The 19,371-nt window shown below is 62.3% G+C and carries 21 protein-coding genes, 1 tRNA gene and 1 pseudogene; 12 read left to right on the top strand and 11 right to left on the bottom strand.

The features are described from left to right. Positions 1-21 precede the first annotated feature (21 nt). Both acpS and G6N38_RS02195 read left to right on the top strand, forming a co-directional pair. Positions 22-414 (top strand): holo-ACP synthase AcpS, encoded by a 393-nt coding sequence (gene acpS / locus G6N38_RS02200; protein WP_094482344.1) that lies wholly within the window; start codon positions 22-24, stop codon positions 412-414. A gap of 21 nt (positions 415-435) precedes the next feature. Then, positions 436-1,770: a dipeptidase gene (locus tag G6N38_RS02195; protein ID WP_163746046.1), complete on the top strand. Its 1,335-nt coding sequence runs from the start codon at positions 436-438 to the stop codon at positions 1,768-1,770. Here G6N38_RS02195 and G6N38_RS02190 read toward each other — a convergent pair. Further along, a pseudogene (locus G6N38_RS02190) lies at positions 1,767-1,829 on the bottom strand (peroxiredoxin); the annotation flags it as partial. The gene G6N38_RS02195 and the pseudogene G6N38_RS02190 sit on opposite strands and share 4 nt — an antisense overlap. A gap of 90 nt (positions 1,830-1,919) precedes the next feature. On the opposite strand from G6N38_RS02190, the gene G6N38_RS02185 reads away from it, so the two are divergent. After that, a complete protein-coding gene (locus tag G6N38_RS02185; RefSeq protein WP_246227637.1) occupies positions 1,920-3,515 on the top strand; it encodes a recombinase family protein in 1,596 nt (531 codons plus the stop codon). 22 nt (positions 3,516-3,537) lie between these two features. Here G6N38_RS02185 and G6N38_RS02180 read toward each other — a convergent pair whose 3' ends face one another. The 3 genes from G6N38_RS02180 to G6N38_RS02170 all read right to left on the bottom strand — a co-directional run bounded on the left by G6N38_RS02180 (position 3,538) and on the right by G6N38_RS02170 (position 5,641). Then, positions 3,538-4,524, bottom strand: a complete 987-nt coding sequence (locus G6N38_RS02180; RefSeq protein ID WP_163746044.1) for a globin family protein — start codon at positions 4,522-4,524, stop codon at positions 3,538-3,540. 135 nt (positions 4,525-4,659) lie between these two features. Beyond that, complete coding sequence (locus G6N38_RS02175; RefSeq protein ID WP_163746043.1) at positions 4,660-4,950, bottom strand: hypothetical protein; 291 nt, start codon at positions 4,948-4,950, stop codon at positions 4,660-4,662. Between the two features lie 70 nt (positions 4,951-5,020). Continuing rightward, positions 5,021-5,641, bottom strand: coding sequence for a hypothetical protein (locus G6N38_RS02170; protein ID WP_163746042.1), 621 nt, complete (start codon positions 5,639-5,641; stop codon positions 5,021-5,023). Between the two features lie 343 nt (positions 5,642-5,984). Here G6N38_RS02170 and G6N38_RS02165 point away from each other — a divergent pair, with 343 nt between their 5' ends. The 7 genes from G6N38_RS02165 (at position 5,985) to G6N38_RS02135 (ending at position 10,765) form a co-directional block, all read left to right on the top strand. Further along, entirely contained in the window at positions 5,985-6,311 is a 327-nt protein-coding gene (locus tag G6N38_RS02165; RefSeq protein WP_163746041.1) for a hypothetical protein, read from the top strand. Then, positions 6,311-6,760, top strand: coding sequence for a hypothetical protein (locus tag G6N38_RS02160; RefSeq protein WP_163746040.1), 450 nt, complete (start codon positions 6,311-6,313; stop codon positions 6,758-6,760). Before G6N38_RS02165 ends, G6N38_RS02160 begins: the two co-directional genes overlap by 1 nt. 147 nt (positions 6,761-6,907) lie before the next feature. Beyond that, positions 6,908-7,852 (top strand): hypothetical protein, encoded by a 945-nt coding sequence (locus tag G6N38_RS02155; protein ID WP_163746039.1) that lies wholly within the window; start codon positions 6,908-6,910, stop codon positions 7,850-7,852. 53 nt (positions 7,853-7,905) lie between these two features. Further along, positions 7,906-8,601 (top strand): hypothetical protein, encoded by a 696-nt coding sequence (locus G6N38_RS02150; RefSeq protein ID WP_163746038.1) that lies wholly within the window; start codon positions 7,906-7,908, stop codon positions 8,599-8,601. A 564-nt stretch (positions 8,602-9,165) separates the two neighbouring features. Then, on the top strand, positions 9,166-9,912 hold the full coding sequence (locus G6N38_RS02145) for a hypothetical protein (RefSeq protein ID WP_163746037.1): 747 nt from the start codon (positions 9,166-9,168) through the stop codon (positions 9,910-9,912). Positions 9,913-9,983: 71 nt separating this feature from the next. Then, positions 9,984-10,316, top strand: coding sequence for a hypothetical protein (locus G6N38_RS30330; RefSeq protein ID WP_179968475.1), 333 nt, complete (start codon positions 9,984-9,986; stop codon positions 10,314-10,316). Next, on the top strand, positions 10,313-10,765 hold the full coding sequence (locus tag G6N38_RS02135; protein ID WP_163746036.1) for a hypothetical protein: 453 nt from the start codon (positions 10,313-10,315) through the stop codon (positions 10,763-10,765). Before G6N38_RS30330 ends, G6N38_RS02135 begins: the two co-directional genes overlap by 4 nt. Here the strand turns inward: G6N38_RS02135 and G6N38_RS02130 are convergent. Both G6N38_RS02130 and G6N38_RS02125 read right to left on the bottom strand, forming a co-directional pair. Then, positions 10,721-11,035, bottom strand: coding sequence for a hypothetical protein (locus tag G6N38_RS02130; RefSeq protein WP_163746035.1), 315 nt, complete (start codon positions 11,033-11,035; stop codon positions 10,721-10,723). The two genes, G6N38_RS02135 and G6N38_RS02130, sit on opposite strands and share 45 nt — an antisense overlap. Before the next feature lie 39 nt (positions 11,036-11,074). Continuing rightward, the gene (locus tag G6N38_RS02125; RefSeq protein WP_163746034.1) at positions 11,075-11,956 is read right to left on the bottom strand and encodes a hypothetical protein; all 882 of its coding nucleotides are present in this window, start codon (positions 11,954-11,956) and stop codon (positions 11,075-11,077) included. Positions 11,957-12,313: 357 nt separating this feature from the next. Here G6N38_RS02125 and G6N38_RS02120 point away from each other — a divergent pair, with 357 nt between their 5' ends. Continuing rightward, positions 12,314-12,703, top strand: a complete 390-nt coding sequence (locus tag G6N38_RS02120; protein WP_163746033.1) for a hypothetical protein — start codon at positions 12,314-12,316, stop codon at positions 12,701-12,703. A 323-nt stretch (positions 12,704-13,026) separates the two neighbouring features. On the opposite strand, the gene G6N38_RS02115 is transcribed toward G6N38_RS02120, so the two are convergent. Continuing rightward, on the bottom strand, positions 13,027-14,430 hold the full coding sequence (locus tag G6N38_RS02115) for an LPO_1073/Vpar_1526 family protein (RefSeq protein ID WP_163746032.1): 1,404 nt from the start codon (positions 14,428-14,430) through the stop codon (positions 13,027-13,029). A 166-nt stretch (positions 14,431-14,596) separates the two neighbouring features. Continuing rightward, positions 14,597-15,073: a thioredoxin-dependent thiol peroxidase gene (gene bcp / locus G6N38_RS02110; protein ID WP_163746031.1), complete on the bottom strand. Its 477-nt coding sequence runs from the start codon at positions 15,071-15,073 to the stop codon at positions 14,597-14,599. Positions 15,074-15,161: 88 nt separating this feature from the next. On the opposite strand from bcp, the gene G6N38_RS02105 reads away from it, so the two are divergent. Further along, complete coding sequence (locus tag G6N38_RS02105; RefSeq protein ID WP_163746030.1) at positions 15,162-15,389, top strand: DUF3618 domain-containing protein; 228 nt, start codon at positions 15,162-15,164, stop codon at positions 15,387-15,389. Positions 15,390-15,922: 533 nt separating this feature from the next. Here G6N38_RS02105 and G6N38_RS02100 read toward each other — a convergent pair. From G6N38_RS02100 to G6N38_RS02090, 3 genes are all read right to left on the bottom strand, one after another. Beyond that, positions 15,923-17,296, bottom strand: a complete 1,374-nt coding sequence (locus G6N38_RS02100) for an FAD-binding oxidoreductase (RefSeq protein ID WP_163746029.1) — start codon at positions 17,294-17,296, stop codon at positions 15,923-15,925. Positions 17,297-17,366: 70 nt separating this feature from the next. Continuing rightward, the gene (locus G6N38_RS02095; RefSeq protein ID WP_163746028.1) at positions 17,367-18,947 is read right to left on the bottom strand and encodes a cellulase family glycosylhydrolase; all 1,581 of its coding nucleotides are present in this window, start codon (positions 18,945-18,947) and stop codon (positions 17,367-17,369) included. Positions 18,948-19,137: 190 nt separating this feature from the next. Continuing rightward, positions 19,138-19,210: transfer RNA gene (locus G6N38_RS02090), tRNA-Lys, on the bottom strand. Positions 19,211-19,371 lie beyond the last annotated feature (161 nt).

The raw sequence follows: 19,371 nt of genomic DNA, 5'->3' as shown, positions 1-19,371 counted from the left end.
TGCATCCGCTAGGGTGCTCGCGTGGCGATAGTCGGTGTGGGGATCGATGTGGTCTCCATTCCCGATTTCGCCGAGCAGGTGGATCAGCCGGGAACGGTCTTCGCCGAGACGTTCACCCCGGGTGAGCGCCGCGACGCCGCCGACAAGAGTTCGGTGGCGGCGCGGCACTTGGCCGCGCGGTGGGCCGCCAAGGAAGCCGTCATCAAGGCCTGGTCGGGCTCGCGGTTTGCGCAGCGTCCGGTCCTGCCGGAAGGCATCCACCGCGACATCGAGGTGATCACCGATATGTGGGGCCGGCCCAAGGTTCGCCTGACCGGTGAGATCGCCAAGCATCTGGCCGAGGTGACCATTCACGTGTCGCTGACCCATGAGGGCGACACCGCCGCCGCGGTCGCGATCCTGGAGACGCTGTAGCTGCTCGGTAGGGTCGACGCCATGACTGATGTCGTCGCCCGCGTGCAGGCCGTGCTTCCCTCGGTGCGTGCCGATCTCGAAGATCTGGTCCGCATCCAGTCGGTGTGGGCCGACCCGGCCCGTCGCGACGAGGTGCACCGCAGCGCACGGGCCGTCGCGGACCTGCTGACCCAGGCCGGCTTCAACCAGGTCGAGATCGTGGCCGAGGGTGGTGCACCCGCGGTGATCGCGCATCACCCCGCCCCGCCCGGCGCGCCGACGGTGCTGCTGTACGCCCACCACGACGTTCAGCCGGAAGGTGAACCATCGCAATGGGATTCGGATCCCTTCGAACCCACCGAACGTGACGGACGGCTCTACGGCCGCGGCAGCGCGGACGACAAGGCCGGTATCGCCACCCACCTGGCGGCGTTCCGTGCGCACGATGGCAACCCGCCGGTCGGCGTGACGGTGTTCGTCGAGGGGGAGGAGGAGTCCGGCTCGCCCTCCCTGGGCCGGCTGCTGGCCGCCCACAAGGACAAGCTGGCCGCCGACGTCATCGTGATCGCCGACTCGGACAACTGGACTTCGGAGATCCCGGCGCTCACGGTGTCGTTACGTGGGTTGGCCGACTGCGTGGTCGAGGTCGCGACTTTGGATCACGGCCTGCACTCGGGGCTCTGGGGCGGCGTGGTGCCCGACGCGCTCAGCGTCCTGGTACGACTGCTCGCCAGCCTGCACGACGACGACGGCAACGTTGCGGTGCAAGGCTTGTACGCGACGACTGCTACCGATGTCGACCGCGGACCGCAGTGGGTTCGCGCCGAGTCGGGACTGCTCGACGGGGTGCACGAAATCGGCTCGGGCCCTGTAGCGCAACGCATGTGGGCCAAGCCCGCGATCACTGTCATCGGCATCGACACCACGCCGATCGGCAAGGCGTCGAACACGCTCATCCCGCGGGCCAGCGCGAAGGTCAGCATGCGGGTGGCCCCCGGCGGGGACGCTGCAGCCCACCTCCACGCGCTGCGCCGGCACCTCGAGCAGCACGCGCCCTGGGGCGCGCACGTCAAGATCATCCCGGGCGATGTCGGTCAGCCCTACGCGATCGACGCCAGCGGGCCGGTGTACGACGCTGCTCGCGCCGCGTTCCGGCAGGCCTGGGGCACCGACGTCGTCGACATGGGCATGGGTGGCTCGATCCCGTTCATTGCCGAGTTCGCCGCCGCCTTCCCGAACGCCACCATCCTGGTGACCGGGGTGGAGGATCCCAGCACTCAGGCGCACAGCGTCAACGAGAGCCTGCATCTCGGCGTGCTGGAGCGCGCGGCCACCACCGAGGCGCTGTTGTTGGGGAAGCTGGGGGAGTTGACCTAGACCGAGATGTCCCTGCGCAATTTGGCGACGTGACCGGTGGCCTTGACGTTGTACTGTGCTGCACTGTGGACAACACTGCCAGGCAGCTTCGCGCTGTGGTCGGCGCTCGGGTTTCTCACCTAGACGACGATAAAGCGAACACCCGCAAGGTGTCGCACATCGCCCAGACCGAAGAGGGCGAGCGGTGGGCGCAATCGAAGGGCTACGAGGTCGTAGGCACGTTCGAAGACCTCGGTATCTCTGCCGGCAAGACCACGCCATTCGAGCGCCCAGATCTCGGTAAGTGGCTGGCACCGGAGCGATTGCACGAATGGGACGTGCTGGTTTTCTCCAAGATCGACCGCGCGTTTCGATCCACGAACGACTGCGTTGAGTTCGCCAAGTGGACGAAGGCGAACAAGAAGATCCTCGCCTTCGCAGGCGATGGCGTGGTGCTGGACTATCTGCACCCGCAGAAAGACTCGCTCGATCAGATGATGTCGGAGTTCTTCATCTACGTCGGATCTTTCTTCGCCGCGATCGAGCTATCGCGGTTCAAGACTCGCGCAACCGATCGACTAGACGTGCTGCGGATGACCGACCGCGTCAGCCATGGTGTGCCGCCCTTGGGATACCGGACGGTCCCGCATCCGAGTGGGAAGGGTAAGGCCTTGGCGCGCGATCCCGAAGGGTACGCGCTGCTCCATCAGATCAAGACGAAGCTGGTTGACGAGAACGAATCGCTCACCAGCGTCGTGCGGTGGCTCAACAAAGAGGGCAAGACGACCAACGTCTCCCGTGCCCGTGGTGGGGAGAAGAAGTGGTCGGTGTCCACACTCAAGCGCTCGTTGACATCCCAACGGACACAGGGCTACAGAGTCATGGCCGTGTTCGAGCCAGCCCCAACCGATGCGAACCCCGACCACAAGAAAAGGGTGGGGGAGAAGCTGGTTCTTGACCCCGAAGGCCAGCCGATCGTGATGGCTGAGCCGACGTTCACCGAAGAGGACTGGAATCGGTTGCAAGAGGCGCTGGGGCAGCGCACCAGCAGCGGCAGGGCGCGTCAGATGACGCCGAATCCGTTGGCGGGCATCGGATACTGCGGTGCTGTGTTGCACCGCCCGGGATGCCCTCACAAGGGATTGTGGATTCCGCAGCGATGCGACTGCCCGGAGTGCGGGTATTCGTTGTCGCTGCACCGCCGGAAATCGTCCAGCGGCACGGTTCACACCTACGTCAGGTGCGGCAGGCAGGGCACCGGCTGCCGGGGAGCGGTGCGGTTAGACGAAATCGAGAGCTATCTCGCGGGTCGGTTCCTCGATGCCTACGGAGACCGGGAGATGACGAAGATGGTCTTCGTCCCCGGCGAGGATCACAGCCGGGAGCTGGGCCAGACGGAGCAATCGTTGGAGCGGCTGCGTTGGGAGTCCGACAACGGCTTGGTGGACGACGAGATGCTGTACCGGTCGCGCCTGGCGGCGCTAGTCGCCCGCAAAGCCGAGTTGTCCGCGAACACGGTTGTGCCAGCGCGCTGGGAGCCGGTCGGCACGGGCAAGACATTCCGAGAGCTGTGGGACGATCCTGGCACCGACCGCCGGCAGGTGTTGCGGGACGCGAAGGTTCGTCTGGTGGCCCACTTTCAGCCGTACGGCACGACCACGAAGACGAAGTCGAAACTGATCCCGTGGGGAATACAGGTGCCTGATGATTGGCCCCGACCCGAGGTCGAGCCGATACCCGGTGATGATTCCGCCGCGCGTATTTAGCGGTATCGGTTGGCCATCGACCCTATTCCTCCGGTTGACTTTGGAGGTAACAGGAAAAGAGCGTCTCTAGCAGCTCGCGCGCCTCGGTCTCTAACCCCGGCAGTTCACTCGGGGGTAAATACCCGTCATGCACGAGTGTGCTCCGCTTGCTGTAGACGGCAACTGCACGGCGCTGCAACGCCTTGCATTCCGCGTCGGGTAACCCTGGAAGGGCGGCGAACAACTTGCGAACCTGGTTGTTGATCGAGTCGCCTCTGCGGAAACTAAGCTCCCCAGACAGCGCCTTAAGGCTGTAGAACTCTTCAGACTGGTCATCGTACTTTGCTAGCTCTGTATCGAGTTCGCCCTTCCACCTAGCGAGGAGATCAAGCGCCACTTGATGTTTCGGCGCTTCCTCAGCCAGGGCCTCCATCGCGATAACGAGCAGGATGAACCGAACGCGCACTTGGCTCTCTGTGAAATGCGCTGCATAAAGCTCCAACGCAACACGATGCTTTGGCCCGTAGATCGGGCCAGTCAGAAAGCCGCGAGCTCTCGCCAAGAAGACGTTGAGCTCCTGCTGATCCAGAACGTGCCGATCCCGTGTCGTCACCGCAATCGGCATTTCAGTCGCGGTCTGACCACCCGCCAAGACCTCTAGCAGTTGAAAAGGTGCCGAGGGGGTTACAAAATCGCCCTGACCCAGATTCAAAAGGCCCACGATTTCGTACGCACGTTCCTTCAGGGCTTCACGTAAGGCTTCGGGCGGGCTTTCGGCGAGTCGGAAGCTTAGGCGAATATCGAGTTCTCCTCGATGGGCATGGCGAAGCGGCTGCGGTTCCAGCTGATACTGCTCGCCGACGCCGAGCAACATCGAATTCCAAATTCGATGTATGCCAGGTTCATAACCCGGCCAGGTAGTTGGCCCCAGCACTGATGTCTCGATGACATTTGGTTGAGCCCGGTCGTACGCGTCCACAAACGTTCGCACCTCAACCGGAGACGCCGCGCCATAGTCGATGTTTGTCATTGCCAAGTCGCTTGTCGCCCGCTCAGGCCAGGCATTCCAGGCTCTGCAACGGAGGATCCCCCACCATTCACCCACGTTCTCAGACTCTATCCATCGCAAGACCCGGCCACCGTCGCTGCCGCACGCGAGCCCACGTCAAGCTTTGCAACCGTCAGGGAACGGGTTGCCTGCGGCGTCCACACAGAAGGGCGGATTCCAGCCGAGAGGTTGGAGCATCCCCTGCATGAACCCGGTCTGGTGGAAGTAACTCCCGTCGGGGAACGTCTCCCCGTTGCAATACGGAGTCACCAGTGCGATGGTCCCCTTGCCGCCCCAGCACCACAGAGCGTCACCGTTCGGGACGTGGGTGTCCGGGGTGGCGTGGGCTACCGGAGCGAGGAACAAGCCTGCCGCAACGGATGCGGCGGATACTGCAAGACGAAGCATCTGACCCCCCGGTCGCTGTGAAGTAGCTGAGTGTACGTCACTCGTCGGGCCAGCTTTGCGCTGTTAGCTGTCAAGTTTCGGTGCGCGGTGTGATCGCCTTCTTCGAATGGCGTCTTCTCAGACTGTCGAGCCGGCCAATCTCATCGATGCGAGCGAGCGCAAATGGCTCTACTAGTTCCTCGGCTTCGTCGCTGAGTTCTCCGCCCTTCTTGCCGTGACTGCCTGATAGCAGCCCTTCGTGCCTTGCACGGATCAGGTGTCCGCGAACGGTGCCGACCGGCCTGCCGACCAACTCGGCTAGGAAGTCGTTGATATTCGCCTGCCCGCGATCCACAGCCCAGACGTAGTGCGATGCCAGCAGCGCCAGGTATTCACGGGTGACTCCTTCACGCAAGGCCGACCGCAGTTGCTCGCGGTCGAACGCATACAGAGCGTTCATGTCGAAGCTGCCTCGTGCTGACGACTGGGCTATCTGGTCGCGAAAGTTGTCGATGGCGCTGCGGAAGTCAATGTGCCGCAGAACAGTGGACGACAGCCCTCCCACCGGCATCTTGTCGATGGGCTCAATCACCAGCCGTGACGGCCCGCCATCCGTAACGCCATCCGGCCATTCCATGACGACGACCCAATCGTCACCTACTGGCTGCATCACCGACCGCAAGGGGGGTTTGGTGTCGTCCGCGCTGCTCATAGCGATGAATCTACCAACTCATGCCGTGGAAATACATGCCGTGGCTGAACATGTGTTGTCACAACATGTTGAGCCATGCAATACTCACTGTAGTTCTCCAATCCAAGAGTCAGCCGGTAGCCCCGGTCAGAGTCGCCCGTCAGAGGGGCTTCGGTTCCGCGTCTCGGCTGGCGCGGGACTGAGAAACAGCGGAGATCGCGAAGGCGGCGGTACCGCGAACCGAAACGGACAGGAGCGAGGAAGAACGACGGGATGGACACCGTCGCAGTTTGGTCGTCACCCGACGACAAGAGCAGATCGGCGGCAAGGTGCCGCGCTTGAAACACGAAGGGAAGCAATAACTATGGAGGCAACAACTGTGGTGACGAAGCCAGAAATCAGCTACGCAGATCTTGGGCGTGCGCTGCTGTGGGTAGTTGAAGTTGATGAGGTCGCCTACCTCGGCGTGAATACGTCCGTGGTGACGTTGAAGCACCCGCATGCGCCGGTCGTCATCCAGATCGACCCGCTCGGGGCGACTCGATTCGAGAAAGAAGAGCCCACGGAAAGCGTGGACGCCTCTGACCATCAGGCCATCGCGATGTGGATCGCAGCGGGGTTCCACCTGAGCTTGTCTCTGGCGACGCTGAAGAACGCCCAGGAGCAGGTGGCCTCCGAGGTACTCGGCTGATGGCGACGGGGATGCGGGAGGCGGGTAACACCGCCGCCCGCCCCTTCGGGGTCGGCGACAAGATCGGCACCACCACCGTGGTCGGAGTCCGCAAGGTACACAAGGGATGCCGGGTACTGGATGTCGAGCGCCGAGACGGTGCGTACCGACGATTCTGGACCTCGTTGTGGCCCAACGAGACCGGTAGCCCCGCGTTGTCGCTGGAGTTCGCCTCGCAGTTGGAGATCGTCCACCCAGGTTGGCTGTATGCGGTCGGTGATGGCATTCAAGTCGAGGTTATGCGGAGTCCGCTTGTCCGCGATGACAACGACTGGCTGGATCCTGTTCTCCAGTACATCGCCGAGCAGGGTCTCGCGCTTGCGTCGCGGGAGACGTTCGAGGATCCCGATTGGATGTTCGGCAAGGTTGAGATATCCGTCTACGTCACATCATTAGCGACTGCCGGGTGAGTCCGTTGCTGTCATCTAGGTGGGACTTCGAAAGGAGGACGCTCACCTACCGGATTCAACCCGCCAACACGTCAAGGTTCGTCCTGCTTAACGCTGACGAACTCAAACTCCTGCGAGCGCAGATCAACAGAGCCCTGGAGGGCACCGATGCTGGCGTCGCGACCTGACAAGCCGGACCTCTCCGACGCGAGCGATACCGACGAGGTGTACCGGTTGGCCTACGAGCTGGCCGCGTGGGGACTCCGCAACGGCGAGTGCGACGAGTTCGACGCGGTGGATTGGGTATTAGGCCATCCGCACGAAAGCTCGCTTCCGCGAGGCAGCAGTGGCCGACCCAACGCGACCGAGCATCACATCACCAGCGGCGCTAAAGCCGCCGCAGAGTCGTATGTGCCTGGGGTGCGGGCGAAGGAATTCGACCCTGACCCTCTTCACGAGCTAGCAGCTCGCATCGCGGGCTCCGGTGTGACTCACGAAAGGTACTTGCTCGGCGCTATCGCGTTGTGCCACAAGTTCGAGACACTGACGCCGGTAATCACCGGCCCGCTGTTGGCGGGCGCGGTGGGGGTGGCCGACCCGGTTGCCGGTCGGGTACTTAGCGAGTGGAGCACCACAATGGCCGGGGGTTTTTTCTCCGGTGTCACCTATGACGGCGTGCAAGGGCACGGACGTGTGTGGGCTGTCGACGTTGAATGGACACCCGAGGCCAAACCAAAGCACCTACCCGGATGCAACCGATCGAGGGCACGGTGTCGGTGTCCGGGGCTGGCCGAAGGTTGTCGCAAAACAGGTGATCTATCTTTAACAGCTGCAAAAGATAGATCACCCAAACTGCGACACACGAGACGAGACATCACCGCCGAGTTCGCGCAGTGGCTGGCAACGCTTGAGCGAAGAGCGCCGCTCACCGTGACCGGAGTAGCCAAGCAACTAGCCATCTCCCGAGCAGCAGCGACCAAACTGCTGCGAGCCCAGCAAGGCGAGTTGCTCGATGAATTCACCTACCCCGGAGGCCAGAAGCGGAGGCGGCAGGCTGACGGTACCTACGCCTGGACCAAGCAAGGCGAGACGTGGTTCGTTGGCCAGCCGTAGCGCATGACCTCATACAAATTCAGCACCGATCTGAAGGAAGGAACAACCAAGTAGTGACGAGCCAACGGCAGCTCTACCTAGCAGCCAAGCGGCTGCAGCGTGAGCACGAGGCCGCACAAATCGGCAAGGTCGAAACGACCACATCCGGCGTGGAGTTCGTGCGCCCGCTGGGGGGTGCGGCCACTGAGCACGTTGGGGTACCTAACCGGGTCGACCGGTGGCGCCGGGAGAACCCCGGCGTTACTCACCAGTGGCCTGCCAAGGCCACACACGGCTACGTCACGCAGATGTGGGACGCAAGGATCTACCGGGGTGAGTGCGTCGACTGCGGCGATCTCGTGACCGCGTGCCGATTCATCGGCGGCATCTACCACCGCAGAGGGCAGACCAATGTTGGCCGCTGGCCGAAGTATTGCGACGGTTGCCGCGACATCCGCAAACAGAAGCACAACGACGGCGCGCGTAGCCGGATGCGTCGAGTCCGTGAGCGGCAGTACGAAGATCGCAACTCCGAGCTGCTGGCTGATGGATGTGACACGCCTCCGCGCCAAGGTGTAGCCGCGACGGCTGACGGGCAGCCGATACCACTTGGGGGTGAAACTCCGTCGGAGCGGAGGCAGCGTGAGGCAGGCGAAGCGAAGGTGCGCGAAATTCGTGAACGCGACGCAGCGTGGGCGCGGGAGGATAAGGAAGCGGCATCCCGGTTTCAACAGCGCCGTGGTGTGCGCTCACCGTTTGACCGGTTCTGACCAGTACCTCTGTTCCGAAATATTACTGAAGGGGTGTAGGCGCAAGACCGCCTTCATCCGGTTGATTGCTGCACTCCGAGTCAGGCCCCGACCCTTACGCCTCCTGGCGGGTCGGGGTCTGTCTTGTGCGGATCGACCTCAGCCTCAGCTCAATTGAGCTGGGGCAGTTTCTTTTGACCAATTTCCTGTTCGAACAGACACCTGATAGGAGGTGAACCACGAACCCTACAGAATGCCCAGCAGGCCATCAGATCCGATCCGCAGCAGACCGTGACGCGGATGGATTCTGCAAGCGATGCCGTAAGACCCGGAACGTCGTCTACCGCAGCCGCCAGCGCGCTGCCCTCGAACTGGCGCTGGCGCTGGAATCACACGGCGTCGTCGTGACGCGCTCCGAACCGCCCGTTGACCTACAGCAGCTCGCTGCGGCTCTCGCAGCCGGTTATTCACCGGGGTAGTCAACTACCCACGAGTGCAACGAAATCCCGCTAGCCGCCCGGACAGGCGGCATTTTTTGATGCCCTGATCTCCAGGGCGCAATCAACCCGAAGGAATCAAACACCTATGAACACTCGCTCTATCGACGGCGCACACCAGGTCACCTATTGGACGGGCTTGGGCGTCGAGCTGCCCGAGGAACTCACCAACGCAATCGCCGTCTTCGAGGCAATCCGCTACACCGAAGTCTCGTACCAACCGGCGTTCGCGATCGAAGACGCCACGCCCGAGAACGTCGAGGAACTGATTTTCAACCTCGCCGAGCAACTCGCGGTGCGGGCCTCGCAGGCCGGCGGCGGTTGGTCGCCACTCGATGCCGCGAAGCGACACGCGTTGGAAGAAGCCGCCCGCAAGGTCAACAAGGTGGCTTTGCCTGCCGTCCCCGAGATCATCAAACAGTTAACCCCCGAGTTCGATGAGCACGCCGCTGCCTATATCGCAGCGATTGAACAACTGCCCGAAGAGATCTCACCGGAAACATTGCTTGAGGCTGGACCGGATGCTGTCACCGCCTACGGTGACGCCAAACGCGAAGCGGCGTACTTGGACAAGATCAGCGGTTGGGTTGCCAGCACAAGTGCTCTGGCAGGCATCACCGAGACGACGATTCGGATCTTGCGTCCGTCGACTGCGCTGGACTTGATCAAGATCGACGCCGCGCACCAGACGCCTGCCGACCCGGTGGTGGCTGCGATCGATCCGGTGTTGTTCACGGCCGCGCGGCGCGGTGTTGAGTTCGCCATCAACACCCTGCGCGAGGCCCGAGATCTTCGTGACTCGCTGGCCGTCAGCCCCAGCAGCTTCCGACGCTAACCACACCCTCCTACGAGATCGGCCCCCGGCATCACGCTGGGGGCCTTTTCGTATCCACCACAAGGAATTTCATGACTGAAAACGAATACAACGAACCCTCCCGCGATCCACTTTGGAAGCAGGCCAGTACCGACCGCGAATCCGCCGAACGTGAGGCAGCGTTCCTGACGTGGTGGGAAACGCACGGGCAGCCCTATGAAGCTGCGGTGATCGCCAACGGTGACACGCCGTGGACGGCAGACATCGAGCAACGGCGCGAGTTGTTCATGCGTCGATACCAACGCTCGGAACCGCCTAAGGGGTTGTTGACCGACCCACGCCAGCCAGAGAAGCGCGTGGCAGGCGCTGTGCGCCATCCTCAGCGACTTTCGCCCACTACCCGGATGGAAGACACCGCAGCGTGACAATCACAAAGCAATCCAGTGCCGCCAGGCTGCTTACCCGACAGCTCAATTCGACCAAGGGCAAGCCCGCGGCGACGATCACTGACCCATTCGTTCAAGCGGTAGCTCGCAGGATGGAGAGCCGAGGAGTTACAAAAGTCGCCGGTCTGCCTGACGAGCCAGCGGAACTGGACTGGTTGGACATCGTCACTGAGTTGCGCCGCCGCAACGAAGAGTTCCAAGCCCAGCGGGAAGCTCAACGCCAGGCCGAGGAGGAAGCCGCGAAGAGACCGCACACCACGGCAGGAGTCCTGGCCGCAGCGATTGCGGCACAGGGAAACACAAGCGGTCCGAGCAAGCACATTCCGCTCAACGGCTCAGCCGTCCTTCGGGCCGCATTGGCCGGCGGTACCGGATCTATCAATTCATTTGACGAGTGCCAGAACCCCGAAAAACACCACCAGGAATAGGAAAGCGGCCACGACGAGCCCGATCACGATAAGGAATGTCCGCAGCGTCTGGGGATCTTCGCTCCATTCGCGCCCATTCCAGTAAGCAGTCTTGCCGCCATTGGAGTAGTCGGGATACCAGCCCGGCGGGGGGAACACCCCGCGTTGATCGCGGGCCGCCCATTCGCGCCCATTCCAGTAGACGGGCACGTCTGTTCCCGCCGGGTCGCGGTACCAACCAGGGGTTGCCGCTCCATGAGAGGGAGGCATGCCGTCACTCGTCTCGTTCATCGGGCCGCGTCTCCTGATCGTGCGGGGCTGGGCTAAGTCTCAATACAGATACACGACTGCGTTGTTCCCACCCGAGCAGGTAACGACACGTTGACCGCTGCACGTCATCAGGTAGGCCTGTCCGGTCACAGGACTGAACGCCCATACCCTCACGCTCCCGCCGTGGTTCGGCTGGCTCCAGTAAGCGTTGTTGACGTTCGCCGCGAAAGCGCAGGAGGTTTCCGAGCTTCCGACAGCTACACCCGACGTGCATTGTGTTGCGTACGTCGGCACAGCTGGATCAGCGGGAACGGGCTTCGGTGCCGGCGCAGCCGCTGGAGGCGACGCGGGTGGCGCGGCAGCGACAGTCGTCTCAGACGGCGAGTCGCCAAGGCTCAATTCGATGCGAGCGTGAGCCTCCTGCTCGGTGTAACTCATCTCGCCTCGGTGAGAAACCGTGACCTTGTAAAACTTCGCACCGGCTGGCACATCGGATACAGTGAAAGTAAATACACACCAGTCCTTTTCGCCAAAACTACCGTCGAGTCTGCCCTTGGCAAGGAGAGTGCCCGACTCGTTGGCAACGGTGACATCCGCCCCCGGCCCAATGTCGTTGTACCCACCTTTTCCAGCGCACGCGAAGCTGGGTGGTAGCCCCGTGGTGGTGACGCTATCCGCTCGTAAAGACAGCGTGCCGTTGATCGTGAACGGCGGCTTCTCATCCTTGCCCGTCAGGGCGGTGATGCCGAAGTAGGCACCCACTCCCGCCGCGATCAGCACCACGGCGGCGATAAAGCCGCCCAGTGCCCCGAACCGGAACCGCTTTGTTTGTAACGGCAACGCTGCTGTATCGACCTTCGGCGAGGTATCGGAGTCACTGTCCGCGTAGCCGTACGGGTACTCGTAGGCTCGCTCGCCGGAATTGCCGCTGTTGTAGTCCACTAGACCCCCGTCCGCTCGACGCCCCCCTGTTATTGACGTCGTCGCAACACAATATGCGAGGCGGTGGATCGTTATCGCAACAGTCGGAAAATGCGCAGCCTTAGCCTTGCTGACCAGCCAGGATGCACCCCTGGGGGGTGACCCCCTGCCCCCCGGTCTCGACCGGTCGGTTATGCGGCTCAGCCATCGGATGCATTGCATAGCCCTGGTTTTTCCCACTCGCCAGCTAGGCGTCCAACCGGGACCGGCAAACGTGTCCCGTTCTACCGCAAGATATTTCCTCACAGATGCAACAGCGTCCGACCCGGTTCGAACGCTCAGAACAGGCCCAAAAACCGGCCAGAAAGTAGGCAAAACATGCCCGATAACGACACAGAATCGCCAGTCATCCCGAGGTACCCGACTGGGCTGAAGACACGCGGCAAGCGGTTGTGGCGTGAGATGCACGAATCAGGCGATTTCAGCGGCAGCCCCGAGACCGTCACTGTGATCGAGGAAGCGTGCTACCTCGCTGACGAGATCGCACGACAACGCAGGGTCATCCGCAGAGCCGGCGACGACACTCGAGTGTCGGGCTACAACGGTCAGCCCGATTCGATGCCCGAGATCAAAGACGTACAGCGCAACCAACAGTTGCTCCTGGCGATGCTTAAGGCGATCCGCGTCGAGGACGACGACGCATTCGGCCGCAAGCTAACCCGCAGCGAGGTTGGACGCGTGGCGGCAGCAGCGAGATACAAGCGATGAGGGCTGGCAAGCCGTGGAAGCGGATCTCAGAACCGGAAGTACCCACGCATTCGATCGTGGACATCTTGCGAGCCCGAATCGAGGGAACCCCGGTGCCTGCCAGCAAGCCACTGTCAGCGGCAGCACGCGAGGTATCCGATCGGATACGAGCCCGGCTCTGTGCCGTTCTGGGACACACGAGCCGTTATCCGAACTGCCTTGACTGCCAACCGCTCTCGGAGGTCGGGATGTTGATCGGCACGCGCCAGGCCGACCAGATCTCGACCTGTCTCCGGTGATTGTTCGACACTGAAAGGAAGAAGGCGCGGTGCCGTTTCGGGGGTTTAGCCGTCATCGATAGCTGAATCGATCAGCGCTGCTAGTTGGGGTGCTTGATCGGCTATCTCATTTTGAGCGAGGATGAATCCCACCGGATGCAATTGGAAGCCGCCGAAGCCTCCTTGCTTATTGAAAGAGTCAAAGAAATCCGCTAAATCAGGCTTCAGCTCGCGGACTCGGACAGCAAACTGTTGGACGCTCAAAGCGCGCTCTTCGATCATGGAACGCAGTAGTTTCTGCGGCTCCGTCAGCCCGTTCACTACGTTCTTATCGGTGCTCAGAACGGTACCTATCGCATCCGGTGCGACGCGGAATCGTAGCTCTTCGATCCCTTCGGATTTGACCATGGTGCCTGTGCCGGTCTGAACAAAGTTATCTGGATTAGTTCCGATCATACCGAGCAGTTCTTGAACTTCGTCGAGGTATTCATAGTCGTCGCTCAGCAGAGTTTCTCGCATCTCCGCAAAGGTAAACGCCGGGTACATCGAGTTAGGATAGGATTTCCAGATCTGCTGATAGGGGGTATTCGCAAATGCTTGCAATTGATCGATGTAACCGACCCCAGCTGAACTCATGTACTGATAGTCAAGCGGACTGGTCGGAATTCGGCCATAGTAGGGGCTTAATAACGTGTCATAAGCTGCAATAAATTGGTCCGTGTCCCACGGTTCAGTATATTTGAAATAATATATATAGAGTTTGACGGCGAGGGCGTTGACATGTTCTGTAGTTAACCGACCGGCGACATCAATAGCTTGACGTACAAGAATCTCGCGTCTAGTACGCACCTTCTGAGATGCAAGTGTGGTCAGCAATTCGGCGTAGAGATCCGCCAATGTTTCATCGCCGGTCTCCGCGTAGCCTCGCTGGGCGACCGTCAAGGCGGCCAGAAATCTGGGGTCATCCCACCGCGCGAATAGTTCAGGATTGGTTTCGTTAAATCGATCGATGACTTTCTGAACAAGTGCGCTTGAGCGCTCCTCGATGGCGTGCCCGGCAGTCTCGCTCGCGACCTCCTTCGCGACGGTTCTCGCCTCAGGCAACACAACCGAGCGGCTGGCATCGAGCGTCAATTGTCTAAGTTCCGTGACCGTGACCTGCAGCCCATGGAGATTGATCGTGGTGACGGCACCATCGCCAGAGTTCGTGACGTTTCCGGTATTTGTCGAGCCATCCCCGGAAACCAGCGACGCGTTCCGTTGGCCGCGGATCGTCGTCGCGATACTTCGCCCCGAGCCGTCAGCATTCTGGCCCCAGGGGAACATGACCAACGACGCGATGAGCAGCAGGCCAAATACGAGTCCGAACGACCATCGCGCAAGTTGGTTCTCGACCTGTGCGAACGCCAGGTAGGTCATGACGGCCGACGTGATAGTGCCGCCGCCCCATAGAAGCCTCTGTGCCAGCATTCCCCGCCTCCCTGGCGACCACTATCGCACCTAGCCCCGACGAATCGGGGCAAGAGTATGTACAGCCGAGTCCGCCCGAAGGGGCTTTCGACCTGCTAAAACCGCTCTACCGGCCGGTTCCTGGAGCGGGCGACGGGAGTCGAACCCGCGTAATCAGTTTGGAAGACTAGGTTGCAAGGATTTTCTTCTGGATGAATGTTGACGTATGTGCAGCCTTCACGTTGTACTGGGCGACCTCGATCTTGCCCTTCTCGTCGACCACGAACGTCGAGCGGATGACGCCCAGCACGGTCTTGCCGTAGAGCTTTTTCTCGCCGTAGGCGCCCCACTCGGTGAGCACTTTCTTGTCGGGGTCGGACAGCAGCGGGAACGTCAGCTGGTCGCGGTCGGTGAACTTGGCCAGTTTCTCCGGCTTGTCGGGCGAGATGCCGACGACGTCGATGCCCGCGCCGTTCAGCTCGGCCAGACTGTCCCGAAAATCGCAGGCCTGCTTGGTGCAGCCCGGGGTCATCGCGGCCGGGTAGAAGTAGACGATCACTTTGCGGCCCTTGAAGTCGGACAGTTTCACGGTGTTGCCCTCAGCATCCGGCAGGCTGAATGCCGGTGCTTTGTCGCCGACTTCGAGGCGTGCTGTGTCCGTCACCTAAATGGTCCCTTCATCTACCGGTGCATCGGGGTTGGCCCGGGTTGATCTAGGGTAGTTCGGCAGGGCGGCAGTTTGGAGGACTGAAGTGGCGGACCGGGATCCCGAGGTCATCAAGGCTGAGATCGATCAGGCTCGTGACCGGTTGGCGGTGACGGTGGACTCGCTGGCCGAACGGGCCAATCCGCAGCGCATCGCCGACGACGTCAGGTCCGCGGTATTGCGCTTCGTGAAGAGACCGCCGGTGGTCGCGGCGCTGGCTGGCGTCAGTGTGGTGACAGTGGTGCTGGTGATCCGCCGAATCCGTAACGGATAGCGATCAGCGGCGGCGTAACCAGTCGCCGAGCGAACGCCGCAGACCCGGGGGATTGGCCGTCAGGCCGATCCGGCTGCAGCTGTGAATGTGCATCGGGGTGACCGGCGCGGAGGACTGCGGAGCTACTTCGCCTGCGGGGCTAGGAACGAGCTTTTCCGGCGCCATGCGGCTAAGTCCTTACTTGATCACTGGACATCATGTCCGTGGGCGGCTGATGGTCAGTTCAGCTAACGGCGACTATAACACCGTTCGTGACATTACTGCAGCACAATGGGTTGTCTTTCGGTTCAGAACGGGCCGCCGGTTATCTATTGACACACATACCCGCTGGTCAGTCAGCCGTCTTAACGGGTCGCTCAGCATACTCACAGCGACTCATCTCACACCGCTCCCGGGATGTGCGCCGGTGATCTCGGGCAACGTCATATGCCGATCAGGGAAGCGCGATCGGCAGGCGTTGGCGCGGTCGATGTGCCAGTGCACGAAGTGGCTGAGCAGCTCGTCGAGGGCAACCCGCCCCTCGCGGGTCGCGACTAGACGAACACCGCGCCGGGGTTGAGGATGCCGGCCGGGTCGAAGCTCTCCTTGATCCGCCGCATCAACGCCAGCTTCGCCGGGTCTTCCAGCTCGCAGAAATAGTCGGCCTTGGCCCGCCCGACGCCATGCTCACCGGAGATCGCCCCGCCCAGCGACATCCCCATGGCGAAGACCGCGGTCAGGATTTTCTTGCGGATCTGCGGGTCTTTGCAGAACAGCACGCCGTGCACGTTTCCGTCGCCGGCATGCCCGCAGCCGCTCATTCCGACACCCTCGGCGAGTGCGATGTCCCGGGCTCGGCGCAGGAACTCCGGCATCGACGCTCTCGGCACCACCACGTCGATGATGTCGTCGGCGCCGATCGCTTTGGCGGTCCAGAACACGTTCTCCCGCGCCACGATCAGCCGCCGGGCCGAATTTCCCTGCAGAACATACGCATCCAATGCACCCCAGTCGCTGAGCAGCTCGCCGAGGGCCGTGGCGTCCTCGTCGAGACGATCGGCGTGGTTGTTCTCCAGCGCGACAACGAGGTAGGCCGCACATGTCTCCCGGATCGCCTCGGGGATTCCCAGCTCCAGGTTCTCGGCGTTGACGATCGCCGCCATCACCACGTTGTCGATGTATTCGACGATGGTCGGGTTCAGCCCGCTCGATATGAGTTTCGGGACGGCAGCCATCACCTGGTCGAAGTCGCCGAACGGGGCCAGCACAGTAGCGCTGTGTGCCAGTCGCGGGACGAGCTTCACGGTCACCTCGGTCACCAGCGCCAGCGTGCCCTCGGAGCCGATGATCAACTGGGTGAGGTCATAACCCGTCGAGATCTTCGACATCTTGCCGCCGGTGCGGATGATCTCGCCGGTGGGCAGCACAGCCTGCAGACCGAGGACGTTGTGCCGGGTGACGCCATACTTCACCGCCCGCATGCCACCGGCGTTGGTCCCGACGTTGCCGCCGACGCTCGAGGACAGCTCACCGGGATACACCGTATAGCTCAGTCCCGCCCTGGCGGTCTGGGCGTCCAGCTCGGTCAGCGTCACGCCCGGCTGCACCACCGCGACATGGTTGGCAGTGTCGATCTCCAGTACGGCGTTCATCCGCTCGAACGTGATCAGCAGGCCGTCGGCGACGGGCTGGGCCGCGCCGGACAGGCCGCAACCCGACCCCCGTGCGGTCACTGGCACGTGATGTGCGGTCGCGGCCTTGAGCAGCGCGGCGACCTCGTCGGCGGTGGCCGGCTTGGCGAGGTAGGCGGGGCGTTGCGGCGGGATGGTCAGCGCCTCGTCGTGGCCGTAGTCCTCGGAGATGGCGTCACCGGTTAACAGGTGAGTGGGGCCGACGATGTCGGCGAAGAGTGCCGCGAGATCGGCCATGGGGTCCGACTGTAGTCGCCTCTGGGAACAGCCCGAGCTCGTTATCGATGTTCTTCGGTAGTGCGGCTGACTAGTCCGCGGCGGACGGACGTAGCGCCGGCCCGCCGGTCCCGCGAGCCTTGGGCTTTGCAGACGTCGATGCCGAGACGCCCGCCTTGGCCGTCTTGGTCTTGCTGGATGTGGTCGTGGCGGCAGCGGACTCAACGGCCGTTGTGGTGCGCGGCGCCGACAGCGTCGGCCGCGGCGCCGCATTCGCGACGGCCTTGCGGTTCGGCTGTGCGGCAGTGACTTTCGCCGTCGATGGGACTTCGTTGGCCTTGGCGTCAGAGGACTTCGCCGAGGTGCTGGCTGCGGTAGCGGCCGGCGGGATGATCCCCAGAGCCGATCCGATCGCGCGGGTGATCGCGGTGACCGCGGAATTCGCGAGCTGGTAGATCGCTTTGGGCACGATCAGAAGCAAGTTGATGACCTGGCGGATGACGATCACCGCCGCCCCCAGGAAGTCGATCTTGTTGGCGTACGGAGTGACATCGAACGGCTGCAGGGTCCCGGTTGCTAGCTGGCGGATCAGTTCTTCGACGGTCGCGACCGCTGCCTTCGGGCTCCAGTTCGTCTTGAACAGTCCGAAGTTCTCCTCGTCGTCGAAGCCGCCGGTGTTGGAGTCCCGCGTGGTGTAGATGAACATCGGTCCGGCGCCTTCGACGTTCTGCCAGGCCACGACGAAGTCGTGAATGAAGGCGGCCTGCTGCGTTTGTGTGATCGGGTAATTGGTCGGCAGACCGTATTCGGTGGCCCAGATTTTGAGGTCGGCGTCGCCGTTGGCGTCCATCAGCGCCCGCAGCGCCTTCACCTGCTCCAACGGGGAATTGGCGACACCGGTGCCCAGCGAGAACGGCAGCGTGTAGTGGTAGGGGTGATAGGACAGGGCGTCGAAATAACCTCCGGCGCCCGAGGCGTACATCTGTTTGAGGAAGGTCTGTGGTGCCACCGATAGCCCGGAAATCGTTTGGACCGCCCCCAGCACACCCGCGATCACTACGGCGTTCGGGTTGCTTGCCTTGATGGCCGGATAGGCCGCCTGCAGCATCTTTGTGTAGGACGCTGCGCTCACCGGGTTGTAGAACAACGCCCCGTTGGGCTCATTCCAGATTTCGTAGTCGTCGATCGTGCCGATCGTGCTCGCGTCGTTGTAGCGGGCGGCCACCGCTGAGGCGAACCGCGCATAGTCGGCGGGATCGGAATGCCCGTTGAGGGGGAAGCCGGCCCAGGTCGGTGTGCCGCTGATGACCCCGACAATGTTGATGCCGCGCTCGCTGGCCGCATGCACGACGTAGTCCATCTTGGACCAGTCGTAGTTTTCGTTGTTTTGGGGCTGCATGTACACCCACGGCACTGCGATGCGAATGTCGTTGACGCCCATGTCTTTCAGATGGTCGAGGGTGGCGTCGACATCGGCTTGGGACAGGGTGTAGAGCGTCGAGTCCGCGACGCCGAGCGTCGTCGGCGCCTCGTTGACCGCGCCGGTGAGCACGACAGGGATGGCGACTGCATGGCCGCGTGACGTGGCCGGTGGCGCGATGGAGTAACTGCCCGTGGTGGCAGTGCACAGCAGTGCCACCGTCAAAGCCGCTGCTAGCGTCCGACGCTTCATCAAGCCCCCCGGCCGTCCGACATGAATGGAGTAGTCGCACCTTATCGTGCTCGGGATTAGCTGGCCGGTCGAATCGCGAAGTTGCGCGGTGGATCTGGAGCCGCAGAGCTTCGCTGATCAGATGATCAGGGGTTCGCAACCGGCCCGGAAACGGCCGAGAGCCCCGGAATTCTCCGGGGCTCTCGTACTGTGCGCCGTCAGGGTTTCGAACCCCGGACCCGCTGATTAAGAGTCAGCTGCTCTACCAACTGAGCTAACGGCGCGTCACTGCGTCAGCGACAATAACAAACACCACTGCCGAACATGAAATTGCGCTGGTGACCGCCCCGGCCCGCTGACCTGTGCAGTCGCCAGCACTGCCGTATTCCCTTAGAATATTGCCAATCACCCCCAGCGTTCACACAGCTAGCAAGACAGAGAGTGA

The organism is Mycolicibacterium helvum, assembly GCF_010731895.1.
In the GTDB taxonomy this organism is placed as follows: Bacteria; Actinomycetota; Actinomycetes; order Mycobacteriales; family Mycobacteriaceae; genus Mycobacterium; species Mycobacterium helvum.
Note: the sequence above shows the minus strand (reverse complement) of the source record. Positions and strands in the feature narration are given on the sequence as shown.